The organism is Enterococcus bulliens, assembly GCF_053761865.1.
Map to the genome: position 1 here is coordinate 14541 of NZ_JBSMXK010000013.1, position 20687 is coordinate 35227.

A 20687-nucleotide genomic window follows, 5' to 3' on the forward strand; every position below is an offset into this window, starting at 1 on the left:
ACTATTTATCTATCTTTTAGGGAGTGTGACGCTTGTCACACTCTCGTTTTTTCGACTTGGATCCCTTTAGTATCGATCGCTAATGCTTCGATTACTGCAGTATCTTTTGCATAAAGAGCCAGTTGGTTCATCAATTGTGCTTCTTGATCTTTTGGTGTTAAAAACAATACTGTTGGACCTGCACCGCTTAAAAACGCTCCATAGGCTCCATTTTTTGTTGCTAAATTTTTTAATTGCGCTAACTCTGGAACGATTTTTGCACGAAAGGATTCGTGGAAACGATCTTTTGCCATCATGCTAGCAGCTAGTTTTATATCGTTAGTGAGCAATGCCCCCAACATGACATTTGCAATTGCACTCGCTTTTACTGCCTCTTGATAAGTAAATGTCTCTGGCAATACTGCACGGCTCGTTTTCGTCAATAACTCTTGTTTGGGAATGTAGGCAACAATTCCACATTCGGGAAAAGGCGCAGTGACGTTGTCCACTTGACCACTTGTCGCATCATAAGAAGCAATCGCTAATTGACCGAAAATCGCAGGGGCCACATTATCTGGATGACCTTCAATTTTAGTTGCAAGTGTAAGTTTTTCTTGATTCGAAAGATTTAGTCGTCCTAATTGGTTGGCTAATTCAATTCCTGCGACAATCACAGAAGAGCTACTTCCCAATCCTCTGGCTAAAGGAATTGTCGATGTCATCTGAATTCGGTGCGGAACTAAGTCTTTTGTGACCGATAAAGCAGTTTGAATCAGTAAATTTTCTTGATCACTTGCAATATCTTGACCTAGATCGTGTTCGATTTCCCATGCATCTGTAGTTTCTTTTACCGTAATTTCTAGATAACGATTGACGGCGATCCCACAAGAATCAAATCCCGGTCCAAGATTCGCACTCGTTGCTGGAATTTTTATTTTCATTGTCCATCCTCTTTTTCTTTAGCATCAAATACCTCTAGACATTTACTAAATGAAGTAAGTTCTGCGATTTGTGTACATAATTGCGTTTTTTCAGCCTCTAAAATCGGCTTCGTACGTACCATAATATACGTTTTCGTTTCAACGGTTTGATGTACGATCGTATCAATCCACGTCAATTGTTGATTCGTAAAGTTCTTGATTTGCGTCGGTTGTTCAAAGCAAATCCCGTATATCTTTGACGCTTTTTTACCAAGTGTGGCTAGCTTTAGCGATGAAGAAGTAGATGTTTGTGTTGTGAGATAGTGATAAAGATCTGCTAATACGCTAGAAGCTGTTGGAGCAGCTCCAGCTCCAGGACCACTTAAAAAAGTCTGACCGATCTGTTTACTTTCAATCACTAAAGCATTGGTTTCTTGATCAATTTGAGCAAGTAATTGTTGCGTATCAATCAATGTTGGTGCCACTTGTAGTTCGACTTGACCAGCTATTGCTTTGATCGTCGCCAATAATTTCACTTTGTAGCCAAACTGTTTGACAAGCGCTAAATAGTCACTTGAAAGATCTTCGATACCTTCTAATGCGACTTGCTCGAGTGAAGGAGCGATTTTATAGACGACCTGTGCCAACACGATCGCTTTATAAGCTGCATCAGTTCCCGAAACATCGTTAAACGGATCCGACTCTGCGTATCCCAATTCTTGAGCTAAAGCTAGTGCGTCCTCGTAACTTAGTGCTTCATCTAGCATCTTACTTAAAATAAAATTAGTAGTTCCGTTCAAAATACCCGTCATTTTCGTAATCTCATCAAACGCAAATTGCTGTTGTAACGTTTGGATAATTGGAATACCACCACCAACACTTGCTTCATAGAGTAAAGCGACATTATAAGTTTGTGCAAGGTCATTTAATGATGCGCCATGAGAAGCAACCAGATCTTTATTTGCAGTGATCACGCTCTTTTGCTTCATCAAACACGCTTCGATATATTCTTTTGCAGGATGGATACGACCAAGTAATTCAATTACGAGCTCAATTTCTGGATCGTTTGTGATCGTTTCAATCGACTCTGTTAACTCGATGCCATAACGCTGTGCAATTGAACGTTTATCAGGTTGTGTTACTGAGCGAACCAATGCTGTTTTGATTTGAATCTTTCTACCTGTTTGATCTACCATCTTTTTTTGATGATGCGCGAGCAATTCAACGACCTTTCCCCCTACAGATCCTAGTCCTAAAATCGCAATATTTAGTGGCTTGTCTTCCATATAAACTCCTTTTCTGAAAGAAATCTCTTTCATTGTTTTCTAATAATTTCCATTAGCATAACAAAAAGCGACCACAAAAACTAGGATTTTCTGAAAATCCATCAAAAGAAGCTTGATTGATGATGAACATGTTCAAAGGTCTTCGTCAACACTTCGACTACGTGATGATCATCTAAACTATATAAAATCGCCTTTCCTTCGCGTCTAGTTTTTACAATATGTTTATCTCGCAGTAAGCGCAATTGATGAGACACGGCAGACTGTTCCATATCCATTTCTTGAGCAATCGTGGTCACATTTTTCTCACCCGTTTGTAAAAACAATAAAATTTTCAAGCGATTACGATCACTCAATACTTTAAATAATTGGACTACTTGTTCGAGTTCATTTGCTGAAGTTTCCATAATTCACCTACTTTATTCGATAGAAAAAACTAGGACCAAGAACATCCTAGTTTTCATTCATTTATGCTAAAGCATTGATCGCTGCTTCTAAATCATTGATTTTTTGGTCCGCTGCTTCTTTAGTATCTGCTTTAACACCAATGTAAAATTTGATTTTTGGTTCCGTTCCTGAAGGACGTACTGCGATCCAACTATCGTCTACCAATTGGTATTTTAATACATTAGATGCTGGTGTTGTCATTTCACTTGTTTCATTTGTATTTAGATTTGTGATCGTACCTGCTTGAAAATCTTCAGCAACGGCTACATCGATACCCGCAAATGTAGTCGGTGCTTGCTCACGAAAACGCGTCATTAAAGCAGCGATTTTTGCTGCACCTTCTTGACCACTCATCGTTACAGAAATCGTTTTTTCAGCATAATAGCCATAGGTTTCGAAAATTTCTTGTAATGCATCGTATAATGTTTTTCCTGCTTTTTTATAATATGCGGCAATCTCAGCCAATAAAACAAGCGCTTGAATTGCATCTTTGTCACGAACAAAAGATTTTACAAGATAGCCATAGCTTTCTTCAAACCCAAACATGAAAGTATGTGAATGGTCTTCTTCAAATTGTTCGATTTTTTCTGCAATGAATTTAAACCCAGTCAACACGTTCATCATCGTAACGCCATAGCTTTTAGCAATCGCTGTTGGCAATTCACTTGATACGATTGATTTTAAGACAGCCGCGTTTTCTGGTAGCGTATTGGCTTGTTTATGCGCCTCTAAAATATAGTGGATCATGATTGCTCCGATTTGATTTCCAGTCAACACTTGGTAGTCACCATTTGGCAAACGGACAGCTGCGCCTAAACGGTCTGCATCTGGATCTGTCGCGATCAAAAGATCAGCTTCTTCTTTTTTCCCTAGCGTCATCGCATACTCAAATGCTCCTGCTTCTTCAGGATTTGGTGATTTCACTGTTGAAAAGTCTGGATCAGGAATCCCTTGATTTGGTTCGATCACAAATGTTTCAAATCCTGCTTGTTTCAACGCACGCTCACCTAGCATACGACCTGTCCCGTGTAATGGCGTATAGACTAATTTTAATTCTTTACCCATTTCTTCAACTAGTACATGATTGATCGTCACTTCTTTAATACGTTCTAAATACGCATGATCGACTTCTTCACCAATAATTGAGATCAAACCACTTGTATGAATCTCAGCTTCAGATAATACGGGAATCTCTAGTGGATTTTCAATCTCACGTACGAATCCAGTCAATGCATCTGCATCTGCTGGTGGCATTTGACCACCGTCTTCACCGTAGACCTTATAGCCATTGTATGCTGCTGGATTATGTGAAGCGGTAATCATGATTCCAGTAAAAGCATGTAAATGACGTACAGCAAATGATAATTCTGGCGTTGGACGCAATCCTTCAAATACAAATGAAGGAATATCGTGTTTAGCTAATGTACGTGCAGCTTCCATCGCAAATGTTTCTGAAAAATGACGTGAGTCATATGCAATCGCCACACCACGTTTTTTAGTTTCAGGATCTTGTGTATCCATAAATCGTGCCAATCCTTCAGTTGCTTGACGTACGGTATAGATGTTCATTCGGTTAATCCCAGGACCTAATAAACCGCGCATTCCTGCTGTTCCAAACTCTAATTGCGTATAAAAAGCATCTTCTAGTGCGGCAGGATCTTGCTCCAATTTTTCTAATTCTGATTTTAAAGAAGAATCTAATGTTTCTTCTTTTTTCCATTGCTCAAAAACTTCTTTCCAAGACATAAAGAACACCCTTTCATCATTCATTCATTTTAAGTATATCATTAATTACATAGGACGCCTAGAAAAAAAAAGATGCGCCTAAGCGCATCTTTTACAATGATTCGATATAATTATATACGTTTTGGCCTGCGATACTTCCTTCACCGACTGCTGTCGTGATTTGACGCAATTCTTTTTCACGCGCATCCCCGACTGCAAAGACGCCTGGAACTTTCGTTTGCATGTTGTTATCTGTTACGATCCAACCTTCTTCATTTAAAATCCCAGTATTTTGGAATGGCTCTGTCAAAGGATCTAGTCCGACATAGATAAACACACCATCTGCTGCTTCTTCTTTGACTTCATCAGTCTTTACGTTACGTGTTTTCACGCTTTGCACGACCATATCGTTTCCTGTGATCTCTTCTACGACAGTATCCCAAATAAATGAGATTTTTTCATTTGCAAATGCGCGTTCTTGAATGATTTGTTGGGCACGTAGTTCATCACGTCGGTGAATAATCACGACTTCTTTAGCAAAACGTGTCAAATAGATCGCTTCTTCAACAGCAGAGTCTCCACCACCAACAACCACTAATTTTTTGTTGCGGAAAAACGCGCCATCACAGACAGCACAATACGATACCCCACGGCCTGCATACTCGTCTTCACCCAGAACACCTAATTTACGATGATCACAGCCTGTCGCAATAATCACAGTTTTTGCCTGATAAGTTTCATCATCTGTGATTACTTCTTTGTAATCGCCTTGATCTTTGATTCCTTTAACGATGCCATACGCATTTTTAGTTCCAAAACGCTCGGTATTTTCATACATTTTATTTGCCAAATCTGGTCCTTGAATAGAATCAAATCCTGGATAGTTTTCGACTTCGGCTGTATTGTTCATTTGACCACCAGGGGCTCCACGCTCGATCATTACGACATTTAAATTTGCTCTAGAAGCGTAAAGCGCTGCGGTCATCCCTGCAGGTCCTGCTCCGATTATTACTACATCATACATAATTTTCCCCTCCGTTTTCTCACTGTCTAAACTTTACTTTTTTCTAGACACTCTGTCGACTATTTTGCTTTGAATTTTTAAAAAAAGCAAGTGTTTTTTTATTGGAGTTTCTTCATAGAACTTGACTTTCTAATTTGGTGGAGTAAACTTTTCAAGAAGTTGTTGCTAAGTCGTGTTCAAAAGAAAGGAACCTATTGTGACCAAATTATTTCGCCTTACCCCATCTGATTCTGAATTATTGTTTTTAAGTTGGCCGATTTTTATTGAATTTTTCTTACGTGTGGTCATTGGAAATGTCAATGTTTGGATGATCTCACATTACTCTGAACCCGCTGTTGCCTCGATTGGTGCTGCCAATCAATTGTTGAATTTATCGATTTTTATTTATGGTTTTGTTACAGTGGGTACCCAAATCATTATTGCACAGCTTCTTGGTGCTAGACGTAACCATGAAATTAAAGCAGTCATCAATACGAGTTTATTTAGTGCCTTTTTGATCGGTCTGATGATCAGTGTAACGTTTATCAGTCTTTCTAGTCCGTTACTGCACATCATGAACCTCACACCTGATTTGATTGCCATTGGAAAAAGTTATTTGCAGATTTTTGGAGGTAGTTTAGTGATTTCAGCGTTGTCAGCTGTGATTATCGCGATTTTACGTACACATGGCTATACAAAACCAGCTCTTTTAATCCCTATGACAGCCAGTATCTTGGCCGTTATTGGCAATTACTTTGCTCTTTATGGTCCCTTTGGTCTACCAAGTTTTGGCGTAGCAGGATTAGCGTGGTCTAGTGTTTTTGGTAATGGTATCGGGTTGATCATTGCTGTTGTATTATTGAAGAAACATATTTATTATTCGTTGACGGAATTGTCCCTTAAACGCTTCTCCTTTAAGCGTATGAAACAAATCTTAACTTATGGTCTTCCTTCTTCAGGCGAATCATTATCGTATCAAGGGGCTCAAGTCGTCGTAACTATGATCGTGGCTTCTTTAGGGGCAAGTGTACTGATCGCCAAATCATATATTACGGCCATTTCACAATTCGTCTATTTGATTGCTGCAGCTTTAAGTCAAGGAAATCAGATTATGATCGGTCGTCATGTAGGGGCAAAAGAATTTGATCGTGCATATACTAGAGGCATGCGTTCCATGATTCTTGGTGTGAGTGCAAGTGTATTGATTTGTATTCTGACTTACATTTTTATCGAGCCTATCATGGGGATCTTTACCACAGATGAAACCGTCATTGCGATTGCCAAGCAAGTCTTTTTAGTTGAAATCTTATTAGAAGCTGTTCGTTCGGTCAATATGATCTTAGTTGGTTCCTTAAATGCAAGCGGTGATGTCAAATATCCACTAGTGTGTAGTTTAATCGTCTTATGGATCATCAGCCTGCCGTTTTCTTATCTGTTAGCTATCCCTATCGGTTGGGGCCTTGTTGGCGTATGGATTGCCTATGCGATCGATGAATTACTACGTAGCCTATTGATGATCTATCGTTGGCGCTCTGGAGTATGGCGTTCTAAAGCGGTACTAGATCAAAAAGAAGAAGTCGAACTGGCTTAATTCGTGGGTATTTGTTCACTTTTTGTGTATACTAAAGTTGTACTGATTTCATATTGGAGGGTATAATATGACAACAATTTATGATATTGAAGTAGTAGATGAATCGGGTAATGCTTATACGCTTGAACGCTATAAAGGGCAAGCGATGATGATCGTCAATACAGCAACAAAATGCGGCTTAAGAGGACAGTTTTCTGATCTTGAAGCACTTTATAAAAAATACCAAGACCAAGGATTTGTCGTTCTCGGCTTTCCTTCCAATCAATTCCATCAAGAAGTCAGTGATAGACAAAAGGCTGCTGAAAGCTGTCGTCTTTCTTATGGAGTAAGTTTTCCAATGCATGAAATCATCGCCGTAAATGGAAAAGAAGCCCACCCTTTATTTACGTATTTAAAAGAGGCTCAAGGTGGCTTGCTGTCTGATGCCATCAAATGGAATTTTACAAAATTTTTAGTCGATAAAGAAGGACATGTCATTAAACGCTATGGTCCAAAAACATCCCCATTAGATGCAACTACTGATATCGAAGCAATTTTATAAAAAAAATGGGGTGTGACAAATGTCTGTCACACCCCATTATGCACTGAATAAATAGTACTCCAGAAGTGATTCCTTCAAAAATAAGCTGTAAACTTCTGTCAGCACCTCTTTTTAGACTTCTGCACTTTGTAAAGCATACATGTCAGCATAAAGTCCCATTTGTTCGATCAATTGTTCATGTGTCCCACGTTCTACAATGTTTCCATGATCCAATACAAGAATTAAATCCGCATCTTTGATGGTCGACAACCGATGGGCGATTGCGATCGTTGTACGACCACGGCGCATATTTTGCAAACCTTCCTGAATAAACCCTTCTGTCTCGGTATCGATATTAGCGGTTGCCTCATCTAAAATCAAAATTTTCGGTTGCGTTACGATCGTACGTGCAAATGAAATCAATTGGCGTTGCCCGCTAGAATATCCCGCACCGCGTTCAATCACTTTAGCATGATATCCGCCTGGTAATTTTTGGATAAACGCATCCGCTTGAACAAATCGAGCTGCTTCTTCGACTTCAAATTGCGTGATATTTGGATTCATCAAACGAATATTGTCACTAATATTTCCATAAAATAGAAAAGCGTCTTGAAGTACTAATCCTAATTTTTCACGCAGCTCAGCTAACGAAAATTCTCGAATATCACGGTCATCGATCAAGACTTGTCCTTCACCAAATTCATAAAAACGCATCAATACATTAATGATCGAACTTTTTCCGCTACCAGTATGCCCGACTAAGGCTACCGTTTGTCCTGGATAAGCAATAAACGAAATATCTTTTAGTACTGGATGTTGCCCGTCATAAGAAAACGTCACGTGGCGAAATTCGATTTTCCCTTGTGTCACGATAGCATCGGCTTGTGCATAAGGTTGTGGTGTTGCTTCTTCATGATCCAATATCGCCAAAATCCGACTACTCGCTACGATTCCATCTGTAAAGACACTTAAGGAGTCCATCATTTGCGTCATCGGATTAAAAAAGCTCGATACGTACGTAGTAAAGGCATAGATCAGGCCAACTTCAATCGGTGAGTGCATCGCGTCGATCCCAAATAAACTTAAAGAAACTGCTACTGCTAGAGCATATAACAGATTAATAATTGGCGCCAAAAGCAAAGAATTTGTGCGAATCATCGCAAAGCGTGTAGCCAAATAATCGTTATTTGTCGCTTCAAATTCACGATTCAAACGTTCTTCTTGTCGAAATTGTTGGATAATACTCATCCCAGAGATCGATTCATTCAACTTGGTATTTAACTGACTCAAGCGTTCACGCATTTGGCGATAGATCTTCGAGCTGTATTTTTGGTAATACCAAATGACAAATAATAAGATCGGCAAAAATAATAAATTGATACACGCAATTTTAGCATTGATCTGGAACATCGCGATGAATGAGGACACGACGGCAAATACGCCCGTAATGACCGTTAAAAAGACGTACCAAAATTCATTAAGCGATTCTGTATCGTTTGATACTCGCGATACAATCGATCCCGCCGGTGTTTGATCAAAGTACCGCATACCAAGTGTGTGTAACTTTTTAAATAGCGTGAGACGCACATGTTGTAATGTTTTTAACGAGGCCATCGAATACAAATAACTTTGAAAAAACCAAATGACGGCTTTTAAAAGTGTTCCGATCAGATATAACACACCAAAAAAGAGAATGATTTGCGTGGTGGCTGATTTGGCCGTCAAATAATTGTCAATCAAATATTGCAAGACCTTTGGCATCAAAATATTGACGATCGCTAAGGCTAAAGAAAAGCCAATCGCAATCACATATGTCTTACGGTACGCTTTGGTAAATTTGAGCATTCGTTTAATGATTGTTAGCTGTTCTTTCAAAGGCAGGGATTTGGACCATTCTGATTGTTTTTCCATTAGGCTTCTCCTCCTTCAATTTTTGCTTCAAGTTGTTGTTTTTCCCACATTTTACGATACCAACCATCATAAGCTAATAACTCATGATGTGTCCCACGTTCGGTAATCTTTCCTTCATCAAACACTACGATCTCATCGGCGTGCATCACACTACTTAAACGATGCGCAGCAATGATTGTCGTTTGTCGATGGTGTTCCGTACGTAATTGAGTCAAGATTTTTTCTTCCGTTTTTGCATCAACTGCCGATAAGGCATCATCTAAAATCAACAACTCCGGTCTTACAACTAAAGCTCTGGCAATCGACAACCGTTGCTTTTGACCACCAGATAACGATACTCCTCTCTCTCCGACCATTGTGTCATATCCTTGTGGCAATTGTAAGATATCTTCGTGGATTGCAGCCATCTTCGCAGCTTGATACACTTGTTCTTTAGCTAAAGTCGGATTAGCAAAGCGAATATTGTCTAAAATCGTCATAGAAAATAAAAAATGATCTTGTGGTACATACCCAATCGATTGCAACAATGCATCTAAAGTATATTGACTCAACCCGTGTTGGCCAAATAAAATCTTACCGTTAAAATGATCGTATTCGCGTAACAATAATTTTAGCAGCGTTGTTTTTCCCGCTCCAGTTTTCCCAACTAGTCCTAATGTTTGTCCTTCTTTTATGGTAATTTGAATATCTTGTAATGCGATTGCGTTTTGTTTTGGATAATGAAATTCATTAATTGCAATCATTACATCCCCTTGAGCCTTGGTTTTAATGCCATGCTTTTCTTCGATGATGTGCGTTTGATGTGCCAATAGTGCTTCGATTCGATCATAACTCGCATTTCCTCGTTCGATGACATTAAACAAGCGCCCAATCGCAAACATCGGCCATACTAACATCCCGATATAACTTACAAAAGACACCAATTGTCCGATCGTAATCGTTTCGTTCATGACATAGCGTCCACCAATGATAATCGTCAGCACATAAGAAAGGCCAATAATCAAGGTAATTGCAGGATCAAATAACGCATCTAAGCGATTGACCCGCTGATTTTTCACAATCGCCTGTTCGATCTTCGTTTCAAAATCGGCGATATCTTCTTTTTCTTGACCAAATGTTTTGATGACCTTCATTCCAGTAATACTTTCTTGTGCTTTATCATTGATCGTGGAAAACGCCGCTTGTGATTCACGAAATGCCGCATGGATTTTTGATCCTAAAACTCGAGACGTTACGGCTAATAATGGTAATGGAATCATCGCTAAAATCGTCAAACGCCAGTCTACAAATAACACCATCGCGACAATCGTCGAAATCCCTGTGATCAACGAATCGGCAAATGTTAAAATTCCTGCTCCAGCAACGTTTTGGACCGCACTAACATCATTTGTGGCATGTGCCATCAAATCACCGGTACGATGTTGTTGATAGAATTCGTGATCCATTTTCGTAAAGTGTCGAAACAATCGTTCGCGTAAGCTTCGTTCTAAACGCGCGGCACTTCCCCAAATATTCGTCCGCCAAATAAAACGAAACACATATTGTAAACTAGCGGCGACTACTAAAATACTGATCCACATTACTAGACGTGAACTCGTTAACAAACGACCATCGATTTCATCAATGATTACACCAATAATTTTTGGTGGAATTAATTGGACGATGGCGACTACAATCAATGCGATAATTCCAATAATATAATGTTTCTTTTCAGCTTTAAAAAACCAACCTAATTTTTTAAATATCGACACCTTACTTCACTCCTTTTAGCGTCAGAAAAACGCGAACTGGAATATCAGCCCGCGTTAAAATCAATTATTTTTGATTTTTCATTTGTTGCATCATTTGACGAATTTTTTTCTCAGATGGTTTTTGCCCCATCGACATCATCATTGAACGCAACATATCCTCGTTGATTGGAGGATTTTTTTTCAAGTAATCTTGCATATATTTACGCGCTAAGAAAAAGCCACCTACAGCTCCTAAAGCTAATGCAACAATTGCCACTACTACATACCACATTTAGCAAACACTCCTTTCTTGAATGCACTCTCAATTTTCTATTTTACTAGAAAATAAAATAAAAACAATCCAAAAATAAAAAGTTATCCCTCTAAAATTTCAGTTTGGATTTTTTCGATCATCTGCGGATCAAAGGTTTGTGTTTGAAACATCTCGATCTCGCGTTTATATGGTGCACGCTTTGTCTTTTTATCCTCACCGACATAAGGTGTTTCTAAAATTTTAGGTAACGTTAGCAATTGGGGATGGTGTACAACGTGATTCAATGCATCAAAACCGATTGTACCAAAGCCGATGTTGGCATGACGGTCTTTATGTGACCCTTGAGGATTTTTCGAATCATTAACGTGTAATACTTTCAAGCGATCTAACCCAATAATATGATCAAATTCGTTTAAGACACCATCAAAATCTTCTTTTATATTGTAGCCTGCATCATTAGTATGACACGTGTCTAGTGTAACCGACAGTTTCTCATTCAAGGTAACGCCCTCAATGATCTGTGCTAATTCTTCAAATGTTCGCCCAATCTCTGTTCCTTTTCCAGCCATCGTTTCTAAGGCGATCTGAGGAATCTGATTTTTATCTAAGACTTCATTCAATCCTTTGATGATCTGCTTAATACCAGCATCCGCCCCTTCGCCTACATGTGCACCAGGGTGCAAGGTAATTTGAGTAGCGCCTAATGCTTGGGCACGTCGAATTTCTTCACGTAAAAATTCAATCGCAAATCCAAAATTTTGCGGTTTGATTGTATTGCCTAAATTAATGATATATGGGGCATGCACGACGATATCTCCTAAGCCGTGTGATTCCATAAATGCTTGTCCAGCTTCAATATTTAATTCCTCAATCGGTTTACGACGAGTATTTTGCGGTGCCCCAGTATAAATCATAAACGTTGTTGCATCGTAACTTGCCGCTTCTTTTGCTGAAGCGAGTAACATCTCTTTTCCACTCATGGAAACATGCGATCCAATTTTCATTAAGTTCTCCTTTAATCAAAAAAGGCGTGTGTTTGACCACACACCTTTTTTTTAAAATGTTAGTAAAAAGTATTTTTTCTTTCCTCGTCGAATCACAACAAAACGATCTGATAGTTTATCGCTAGCTTGTAAAACGTAATCCACGCTTTGAACGCGTTCACCATTGACATAGATCGCACCATTTTGTAAATCTTCACGTGCTTGACGTTTGGATGAAGCGATATTTGCTGCAATCAATAGCTCAAGTAATTGATCCGAATCTTCTGATGTCACATGATACGTTGGGACATCTTTAAACCCTTGTTCGATTTCTTCACCAGTCAGTTGTTTGATCTCACCATTAAACAAGGCATTCGAGATACGAACTGCTTGTTCATAGCGTTCTTGACCGTGGACAAGTGTCGTTACTTCTTTAGCCAACGCTTTTTGTGCCACTCGACTTTCCGGTGCTGCTAAAAATGCTTTTTCGATTTCAGCGATTTCTGCTAAAGGTAAGAAAGTAAAGTATTTTAAGAACTTGATCACATCACGATCATCCGTGTTGATCCAAAATTGGTAGAATTCGTACGGTGTTGTTTTTTCTGCATCTAACCAAACCGCGTTACCTTCTGTCTTCCCAAATTTTGTTCCATCAGCTTTAGTGATCAACGGCATTGTAAATCCAAATCCTTGAACTTCTTTTTCACGGCGTAGTAATTCGATCCCTGAAGTAATATTTCCCCATTGATCACTACCACCTAATTGCAATAGACAACCGTGTGTTTCGTATAATTTTAGAAAATCATATGCTTGTAGTAATTGATAAGCAAATTCTGTATATGAGATCCCGCTTTCGATACGACGTTTGACACTTTCTTTACTCATCATATAATTGATGGTAAAGTTTTTCCCAACATCGCGTAAAAAATCGATCATCGAAATCTCGCCTAACCAATCATAATTATTGGCAATAATTGCCGGAGCTGTTTCGCTTTCAAAGTCAATAAAACGTGACAATTGACTTTTAATTTGATTGGACCATTGCTGCACGATATCTAATGTATTCAATTGGCGTTCTTGATCTTTAAATGAAGGATCACCAATCATTCCTGTCCCACCACCAACTAGAGCGATTGGAACGTGTCCATTTTGTTGGAAACGGCGTAACATTAGTACAGGTAACAAATGTCCAATATGCAAGCTATCGGCAGTTGGATCAAACCCAACATATAATTTTACAGATTCCTCATTCAGTTGTTTTTCTAATGCGGCTTCATCAGTTGTTTGAAATACCAAGCCACGATCTTTTAGTTCTTGAAAAAAGTCAGAACTCATTTTTTTTCCCCCTTACGGCGTAGTCATTCTCCATATTAACTGATATTTTTAAGAAAGAAAAGTATCAAGTGCAAATTCTTCGATTTTCCATCTAATCGTCCATCTATCCTTCTAATCTATTTTTTGATATAATCATACAGAATAATATGAAAATTGAGGTGACCCTTTTGGCACAAAAACGAGCAACAAAAAAATCAAGACAAACACCTCGTTCTTCTGGTGGCTTATTTTATTTTAATGTCGCAATGCGCGTGATTCAGTCCCTTGTTTTATTCGTCATTTGTATTGGGATTTTTGCTGGCTCACTCGGTTTAGGAATTGGCGTAGGATATTTTGCCTATTTAGTAGAAGACACGAAACTACCAAACAAACAAACGCTCCAACAAGAACTTGGTAACATCTCGCAAACATCAACCTTGACGTATGCCAATAATGCGATGATCGCTACCGTAAATTCTGATTTACAGCGAACGACCGTCAAATCAGATCAAATTTCTGATTTAGTCAAAAAAGCAATCGTCGCAACGGAAGATGAAAATTTCTATGAACACAATGGGTTTGTCCCTAAAGCCGTACTTCGGGCTTTGATTTCTGAAGTAACCGGTATTGGCAGTAGTGGTGGATCTACTTTGACCCAACAATTAGTCAAGCAGCAAATGTTAACTAACGAAACGACCTTTAAACGCAAAGCCAACGAAATCATTCTTGCGCGTCAAGTAGACGATGTTTTTTCAAAAGATGAAATCGTAACGATGTATTTAAATGTATCTCCTTTTGGACGCAATAACAAAGGTCAAAATATCGCAGGTGTCCAAGAAGCCGCTGAAGGGATCTTTGGAGTTCAACCTAGTGAGCTAAATATAGCACAAGCGGCCTTTCTTGCTGGATTGCCACAAAGTCCAATCAGCTATAGCCCTTACAATGCCGACGGTTCTTTGAAAGAAGATGACTCGCTTGGATTAAAACGTAAAGATTTTGTCTTATTTAGCATGTATCGAACAAAAGCGATCACCAAAGAAGAATACGAAGAGGCAAAAAATTATGATCTTGCAAAAGACTTCCTTCCTCAAGATCAAACCAATCAAGATGAACAAAGCTATCTTTATTATGCTGTTCTTGATCAAGCAAAAGAAGTTTTAGCCAAACAATTAGCTACACAAGCTAAAGTAAGTACCCAAGATTATCAAAAAGAAGCAATCAAAAATTCTTATGAAGAATTGGCAGAACAAAAAATTGCATCTGGTGGATACACTGTTAAGTCGACAATCGACCAAGGAGTCTACCAAGCAATGCAAGATGCTGTAGCGGCTAATGGTTATTTGCTCGATGACGACACAGGAGTGGAAACGCAAGTTGGAAATATTCTGATGGACAACAAGACGGGTAAAATCCTAGGTTTTGTCGCTGGTCGTGATTTTTCAACGAACCAGTTTGATCATGCGTTTGTAGCCCAGCGACAAGCAGGTTCAGCAATCAAACCCGCTTTAGTGTACGGCCCTGCTGTGGATCAAGGATTGATTGGTACAGAATCGCGTGTATCCAATTATGAAACTAACTGGGGTGGCGAAGGTGATGATAGTGGTGATGCGGTCGTCAATGCGACGCAAATCAATATGAATACCTTCCAAACAGTACGTGATGCCATTTCTTGGTCTAATAATATTCCAGCCTATCAAATCTATCAAGCGACTTTAAACAATGCCAAAGATGATCGTTTTGTTTATGATGAGTATCTTTCTAAGATGGGCTATCCTAATGTTGACCAATGGAGCTATAAGTCAGCACCTCTTGGCGTAATGGATCTAACCGTCTTAGAACAAACTGCCGGTTTTCAGACCTTGGCTAATGGTGGAACTTATCAAAAAGGGCATTTAATTGACACCATCACTGACTCTACTGGTCAAGTCGTCTATCAATATGATGAAAAACCAGTTCAAGTGTATTCTAAAGCAACAGCTTCGATTATGAATGATTTGATGCGTAGTGTATTAGATAGCAAAATTACCACACCATATAAAAATGTATTAGGCTCAGTCAATGGTACATTAGCTTCCGCTGATTGGGTTGGAAAAACAGGAACAACAAACGACTATGTAGATTCTTGGCTCGTTGTCTCTACTCCTTCGATCACGCTAAGTGGTTGGACAGGACATGATGACAATACACCATCTGATTCAGGGGCAAGCAAACGCCAAGCCAACTATATGGCCTACTTAGCTAATGCAATCTATCAGGCCAATCCTGAATTGATCAATACCAATGAGAAATTTACTCTAGACAATAGTGTCAAAAAAGAAAAAGTTGCGACTTTCACTGGTGAAAAATTGGTTAATACTGTGACCATTAACAACTATAAAGTAACCGTTCCAAAAGAAACAACTACCTCTTATTGGGCTAAAGATGGTCTAAAAGATAGTACGTTTAAATTTGGAATCGGCGGAACCGATAGCAACTATCTCGATTACTGGCGCACTGTGGCTCCACGTATTCCAAATAACTAAAATGAGGCTGTGACAGCTTGGCAGCTCTAAAAAATAAGCCGCATCATTCCGATAATAGATTCATCTATTTCGGTCATGATGCGGCTTTTTTTTCGAAGACGTTACTTCTGAAACACCGTGTATTCGATTTTTAAAGGATGTGCCAAACGGCACATCCTTTTGTTTATTTAGAAGATCCTTTTTCAACGATGTGGTAAGGTAACGTGATCGTTTTTTCTTCCACTTCTTCTTTGTTCATTAATTTGGTCAATAAACGCATCGATACTGCACCTAAATCATATAGCGGTTGGCTAATACTGGTTAAGCGCGGACGAGCCACTTCTGTTAAGAGTGAGTTATTGCTTGTAATGATCTCAAACTCTTCTGGTACGTTAATTCCACGATCTAATAATCCATCTAAGATTCCGATCGCTAATTCGTCATCTGTTACATAAGCCGCTGTAGCACCACTATTTAATAAGCGATCCACTAAAGCTAATCCATCTTTAAAGCTATAAGGTGTCTCAAAGATCAATCCTTCATTGTAGGCTAAATCAGCCTCTTTCAATGCTTCTTTATAACCTGATAAGCGATTATGACCATTGATTGGATCAATCAATGCACCACTGATAAATGCAATTTTTTCGTTGCCATTTTTAGCAAGTAATGTCACCGCTTCTTTTGTCGCTGCAGTATAATCAATATTCACACTACCCACTTGTTCATCTGGATCAATCGATCCGGCTAAAACAACTGGTGTTTTCGAACGTGAAAATTCGCCTCTGATTTCATCAGTAATGTGATGTCCCATAAAAATAATCCCATCTACTTGTTTAGCTAACAGATTATTCAATACGGAAACTTCTTTTGCACTTTCACCATCTGAGTTGGTTAAGATAATATTGTATTTATACATAGTTGCAACATCATCGATTCCACGAGCTAGTGAAGAGAAAAACATGTTGCTAACGTTTGGAATGATGACACCTACTGTGGTCGTCTTTTTACTTGCCAGTCCTCTAGCTACAGCATTAGGACGATAGTCTAGACGATCAATGACCTCTAAAACTTTTTTTCGTGTCACTGGTTTTACATTTGGGTTCCCATTGACTACACGAGAAACTGTCGCCATCGAAACATTTGCTTCGCGGGCCACATCATAAATAGTAATCGTTTGTTTTTCCATGATAGTGCTCCGTTCTTATATTTTTTCAGAAAATCTTATTTACATTTCCTGTTAAGAATAGCAAAAAAACAAACATTATGCAACCGTTTTATTGTCACTTTCATGAAATTTACTTTCTAGTCACCGGTTGAAATCAATGTTAAAATGGATTGAATCGATGTAGAAAGAAGGAACAAGTAGATGAACGATATAAAATTAACCGAATTGACGAATTGGCTAAAGCGAAATGATATTTCATTAGCCTATATCAGCGACCCTGCTTCTGTCGCATATTTCACAGGCTTTGAAAGCGAACCACATGAACGGATTTTAGCGCTCTTTGTCCCTGCTGAAGGTACACCATTTTTATTCACACCGGCTTTAGATGTCAAAGAAGCCGAACATAGTGGCTTTGCCTATGATGTCGTAGGCTATTTAGACAATGAGTCCCCGTTTGAAAAAATCAAAATGGAAATCACTGCGCGTTATGGTCTTCCAAAAGAGATGGCCTTAGAAAAAGGAGCGTTGACTTTAGATCGCTTTGAAGCCATCCAATCTGCATTTTTAGAGACACGCTTTTCATTTGATCTTACGCCAGAAATTGCACGTATGCAACTAATCAAAACAACTGCAGAAATCGACAAGTTACTTACCGCTGGTTCTTGGGCTGATGTTGCATTTGAAATTGGTTTCAAAGCGATCAAAGAAGGGATCAGCGAACAAGAAATTGTAGCCGAAATTGAATACCACCTAAAAAAACAAGGAATCTCGCACATGTCTTTTGATACATTAGTATTGGCTGGTGAAAATGCAGCAAATCCTCATGGCGCACCTGGCGTACGTCAAATTGAAGCAAATCAACTTGTATTGTTCGATTTAGGTGTGATTGCCAATGGCTATTGCTCGGACGCAACGCGTACAGTAGCCTATAAAGAGCCTACTGCTTTGCAACAAAAGATCCATAAAATCGTACTCGAAGCACAACTAACTGCTCAAGCAGCTGTTAAACCAGGTATTTTGGCAAGTGAACTAGACAAAATCGCGCGTGACGTGATTGCAGGATATGGTTATGGTGAGTATTTTAATCACCGTCTAGGACATGGTATTGGCGCTTCTGTACACGAATATCCTTCACTCGTTGAAGGCAATGATCTTATTATCGAAGAAGGCATGTGTTTTTCATTAGAACCTGGGATCTATATCCCAAATCAAGTCGGTGTTCGTATTGAAGATTGTGTCTATGTGACAAAAGATGGCTGTCAGCCATTTACAACTACGCCAAAAGAATTAATGATCTTAAATTAAAAAAACACGCGCTCATATGGGCGCGTGTTTTTTAATTAACTATTTGCTTCTTCTTTGATTTCATCTTGTAATTTTTCAGTAATCGCTTTTGCATCATCTTTTGCATCTTTTGCGACATCTTTTGCTTCTTCTTTACCTTCTTGGACAGTTTCTTTTGCATCTTTTGCTGCATCATCGACTTCAATAAAGATGTCTTGCGCATGCTCTTTGCTTTGTTCGGTAACTTCATTGGCCGTTTTTTTGAAACGATCAGATAATTCATCTGTTTGTTTTTTGACTTCATCTGTCAACTCTGAAGTCGTATCCATCATTTCATCATTTGCATCCGTTACTTTTCCTTTTAAAGTGCTTGCTAAACCGTCAGCTTGTTGTGCCAATTGACTTGCTTTATCTTTTGCGATTTCGGCTAAATCAAGTCCTTTATCCTTAGCTACGTCAGAGTAATCAGCAGCAGCATCCATCAAGTCATCAACTTGTTTTGCCAATTTTCCACGAATTTCTTTACCTGATTCTGGCGCCAATAATAACGCTGCTGCCGCTGCTGCTGTTCCACCAATAATTGCACCTAATAAAAATCCACTTGTTTTACCCATGAAAATTCCTCCTTTTATTTAGCTGTTTCTTTATTTTTTGAAAAATATTTTGATGCTGCTTGCCCTACTTTACCAGCAACTGTTGCTTTCGCCGTCGTACGTCCTAGCGAACTCACACGTGTAAGCAAGTTACGGCTAGAATAATTTAAATCTGAAACGGAAGTTCCTAAATCTGCTACCGCTGTAAATAAAGGATCGATTGTTGCTACTTTTTGATTTACATCGATTAGTAGCTCGTTGCTTTTCACGAGCAACCCTTCTACTTCGCGTGACAATACATCCACGTCTTTTGTCACGATGGTAATCGTTTCATTAGCTAAATCAACGGTTTTTTGAACTTTATCGACGGTTTGTGTAACTTTACCAAGCAATCGAATAATAAAGAACACTAAGACAACAAACGCTAACGCTGCAATTAAAGCGGCGATTTGTCCGATTGACATACCAACACTCCCTTCCTTAAACTATTTAAAACAAGCATAGCATTTCCCTGATTTTTCGACAAATATAAACTATGCTTCTTCCGAATTTTCTGGTGTTTCACTGATTTTTGGCTGTTTTGCACTTAATTCTTGTCCCAATTCAATGATAAATTGAGTCAGATTCTCTTTTACTTCTGGATGCGTTAGACCGTATTCGATACTTGTTTTCATAAATCCAAATTTGTCACCCACATCCGAACGTTTCCCTAAGAATTCGCGTGCAAATACGCGCTGTGTCCGATTTAATTCATCGATCGCATCCGTTAATTGGATTTCATTTCCAGCTCCAGGTTTTTGAGTTTCAAGAACTTGGAAAATCTCTGGTGTTAAAAGGTAACGTCCGATAATCGCTAAATCACTTGGAGCATCATCTGGAGTACTTGGTTTTTCGACAAAGTTTTTAACATTATATAAACCTGGTTCTACTTGTTCACCTGGATTGATAATGCCATATTTGACCGTTTCTTCATGAGGAACGTTCATCACAGCAATCGTTGAGGCATGTGTGACTTCGTAATCATTGATCAGTTGTTGCGTTAGCGGCACCTCGTCTTCCATCAAATCATCGCCTAACATTACGACAAATGGCTCATTGCCTACAAAAGCTTTGGCTTGCAATACAGCATGGCCTAATCCTAGTGGATGAGATTGACGGATGAAGTGTAAATTTACTTCGGTTGTTTCTTCCACTAATTTTAAGAGTTCTGACTTGCCTTTTTCTTTTAGATTCATTTCTAATTCAAGATTGGCATCAAAATGGTCTTCAATTGGACGCTTGCCTTTTCCTGTAACGATCAAGATATCTTCTATTCCTGATTTTAACGCTTCTTCTACGATAAATTGAATCGTTGGTTTATCGACAATTGGTAGCATTTCTTTAGCCATTGCTTTTGTTGCAGGTAAAAAACGTGTGCCTAAACCCGCTGCTGGAATAATTGCTTTTCTTACTTTCATGTGATTG

General features: G+C 38.9%; 18 protein-coding genes. 4 read left to right on the forward strand and 14 right to left on the reverse strand.

Features of this window, described 5'->3' with window-relative positions:
• Positions 1-35: 35 nt before the first annotated feature.
• From thrB to trxB, 5 genes are all read right to left on the reverse strand, one after another.
• Positions 36-920 carry a homoserine kinase gene (gene thrB / locus ACWOEC_RS07705; RefSeq protein WP_455307173.1) on the reverse strand — a complete coding sequence of 295 codons (885 nt, stop codon included), beginning with the start codon at positions 918-920 and terminating at the stop codon, positions 36-38.
• Positions 917-2185, reverse strand: a complete 1269-nt coding sequence (locus ACWOEC_RS07710) for a homoserine dehydrogenase (RefSeq protein ID WP_455307175.1) — start codon at positions 2183-2185, stop codon at positions 917-919. The genes thrB and ACWOEC_RS07710 overlap by 4 nt, the downstream gene beginning before the upstream one ends.
• A gap of 101 nt (positions 2186-2286) precedes the next feature.
• Positions 2287-2589: an ArsR/SmtB family transcription factor gene (locus ACWOEC_RS07715; RefSeq protein ID WP_297074656.1), complete on the reverse strand. Its 303-nt coding sequence runs from the start codon at positions 2587-2589 to the stop codon at positions 2287-2289.
• Positions 2590-2650: 61 nt separating this feature from the next.
• Positions 2651-4375, reverse strand: coding sequence for a phospho-sugar mutase (locus tag ACWOEC_RS07720; RefSeq protein WP_455307178.1), 1725 nt, complete (start codon positions 4373-4375; stop codon positions 2651-2653).
• Between the two features lie 91 nt (positions 4376-4466).
• Positions 4467-5378 carry a thioredoxin-disulfide reductase gene (gene trxB / locus ACWOEC_RS07725; protein ID WP_297074653.1) on the reverse strand — a complete coding sequence of 304 codons (912 nt, stop codon included), beginning with the start codon at positions 5376-5378 and terminating at the stop codon, positions 4467-4469.
• A gap of 196 nt (positions 5379-5574) precedes the next feature.
• Between trxB and ACWOEC_RS07730 the strand changes: the two genes are divergently transcribed.
• Positions 5575-6948 (forward strand): MATE family efflux transporter, encoded by a 1374-nt coding sequence (locus ACWOEC_RS07730; protein WP_455307180.1) that lies wholly within the window; start codon positions 5575-5577, stop codon positions 6946-6948.
• A gap of 67 nt (positions 6949-7015) precedes the next feature.
• Positions 7016-7489 (forward strand): glutathione peroxidase, encoded by a 474-nt coding sequence (locus ACWOEC_RS07735; RefSeq protein WP_455307182.1) that lies wholly within the window; start codon positions 7016-7018, stop codon positions 7487-7489.
• 111 nt (positions 7490-7600) lie between these two features.
• Here the strand turns inward: ACWOEC_RS07735 and ACWOEC_RS07740 are convergent, their stop codons facing one another.
• The 5 genes from ACWOEC_RS07740 to tyrS all read right to left on the reverse strand — a co-directional run bounded on the left by ACWOEC_RS07740 (position 7601) and on the right by tyrS (position 13701).
• Complete coding sequence (locus ACWOEC_RS07740; protein WP_455307184.1) at positions 7601-9379, reverse strand: ABC transporter ATP-binding protein; 1779 nt, start codon at positions 9377-9379, stop codon at positions 7601-7603.
• On the reverse strand, positions 9379-11130 hold the full coding sequence (locus tag ACWOEC_RS07745) for an ABC transporter ATP-binding protein (protein ID WP_455307186.1): 1752 nt from the start codon (positions 11128-11130) through the stop codon (positions 9379-9381). Before ACWOEC_RS07745 ends, ACWOEC_RS07740 begins: the two co-directional genes overlap by 1 nt.
• Before the next feature lie 64 nt (positions 11131-11194).
• Positions 11195-11401, reverse strand: a complete 207-nt coding sequence (locus tag ACWOEC_RS07750; RefSeq protein ID WP_297074647.1) for a YneF family protein — start codon at positions 11399-11401, stop codon at positions 11195-11197.
• Between the two features lie 83 nt (positions 11402-11484).
• The gene (locus ACWOEC_RS07755) at positions 11485-12387 is read right to left on the reverse strand and encodes a deoxyribonuclease IV (protein WP_455307188.1); all 903 of its coding nucleotides are present in this window, start codon (positions 12385-12387) and stop codon (positions 11485-11487) included.
• Positions 12388-12438: 51 nt separating this feature from the next.
• The gene (tyrS, locus tag ACWOEC_RS07760; RefSeq protein WP_455307190.1) at positions 12439-13701 is read right to left on the reverse strand and encodes a tyrosine--tRNA ligase; all 1263 of its coding nucleotides are present in this window, start codon (positions 13699-13701) and stop codon (positions 12439-12441) included.
• A gap of 158 nt (positions 13702-13859) precedes the next feature.
• Between tyrS and ACWOEC_RS07765 the strand changes: the two genes are divergently transcribed.
• Positions 13860-16202, forward strand: coding sequence for a transglycosylase domain-containing protein (locus ACWOEC_RS07765; RefSeq protein ID WP_455307250.1), 2343 nt, complete (start codon positions 13860-13862; stop codon positions 16200-16202).
• Positions 16203-16365: 163 nt separating this feature from the next.
• Here ACWOEC_RS07765 and ccpA read toward each other — a convergent pair whose 3' ends face one another.
• Positions 16366-17367 (reverse strand): catabolite control protein A, encoded by a 1002-nt coding sequence (gene ccpA, locus ACWOEC_RS07770; protein WP_297074642.1) that lies wholly within the window; start codon positions 17365-17367, stop codon positions 16366-16368.
• Between the two features lie 180 nt (positions 17368-17547).
• On the opposite strand from ccpA, the gene ACWOEC_RS07775 reads away from it, so the two are divergent.
• Positions 17548-18651 (forward strand): M24 family metallopeptidase, encoded by a 1104-nt coding sequence (locus ACWOEC_RS07775; RefSeq protein ID WP_455307192.1) that lies wholly within the window; start codon positions 17548-17550, stop codon positions 18649-18651.
• Between the two features lie 35 nt (positions 18652-18686).
• Here ACWOEC_RS07775 and ACWOEC_RS07780 read toward each other — a convergent pair whose 3' ends face one another.
• The 3 genes from ACWOEC_RS07780 to galU form a co-directional block, all read right to left on the reverse strand.
• Complete coding sequence (locus ACWOEC_RS07780; protein WP_455307194.1) at positions 18687-19244, reverse strand: YtxH domain-containing protein; 558 nt, start codon at positions 19242-19244, stop codon at positions 18687-18689.
• Between the two features lie 14 nt (positions 19245-19258).
• A complete protein-coding gene (locus ACWOEC_RS07785) occupies positions 19259-19687 on the reverse strand; it encodes a DUF948 domain-containing protein (protein WP_297074639.1) in 429 nt (142 codons plus the stop codon).
• A gap of 69 nt (positions 19688-19756) precedes the next feature.
• On the reverse strand, positions 19757-20680 hold the full coding sequence (gene galU / locus ACWOEC_RS07790) for a UTP--glucose-1-phosphate uridylyltransferase GalU (RefSeq protein WP_297074638.1): 924 nt from the start codon (positions 20678-20680) through the stop codon (positions 19757-19759).
• Positions 20681-20687 lie beyond the last annotated feature (7 nt).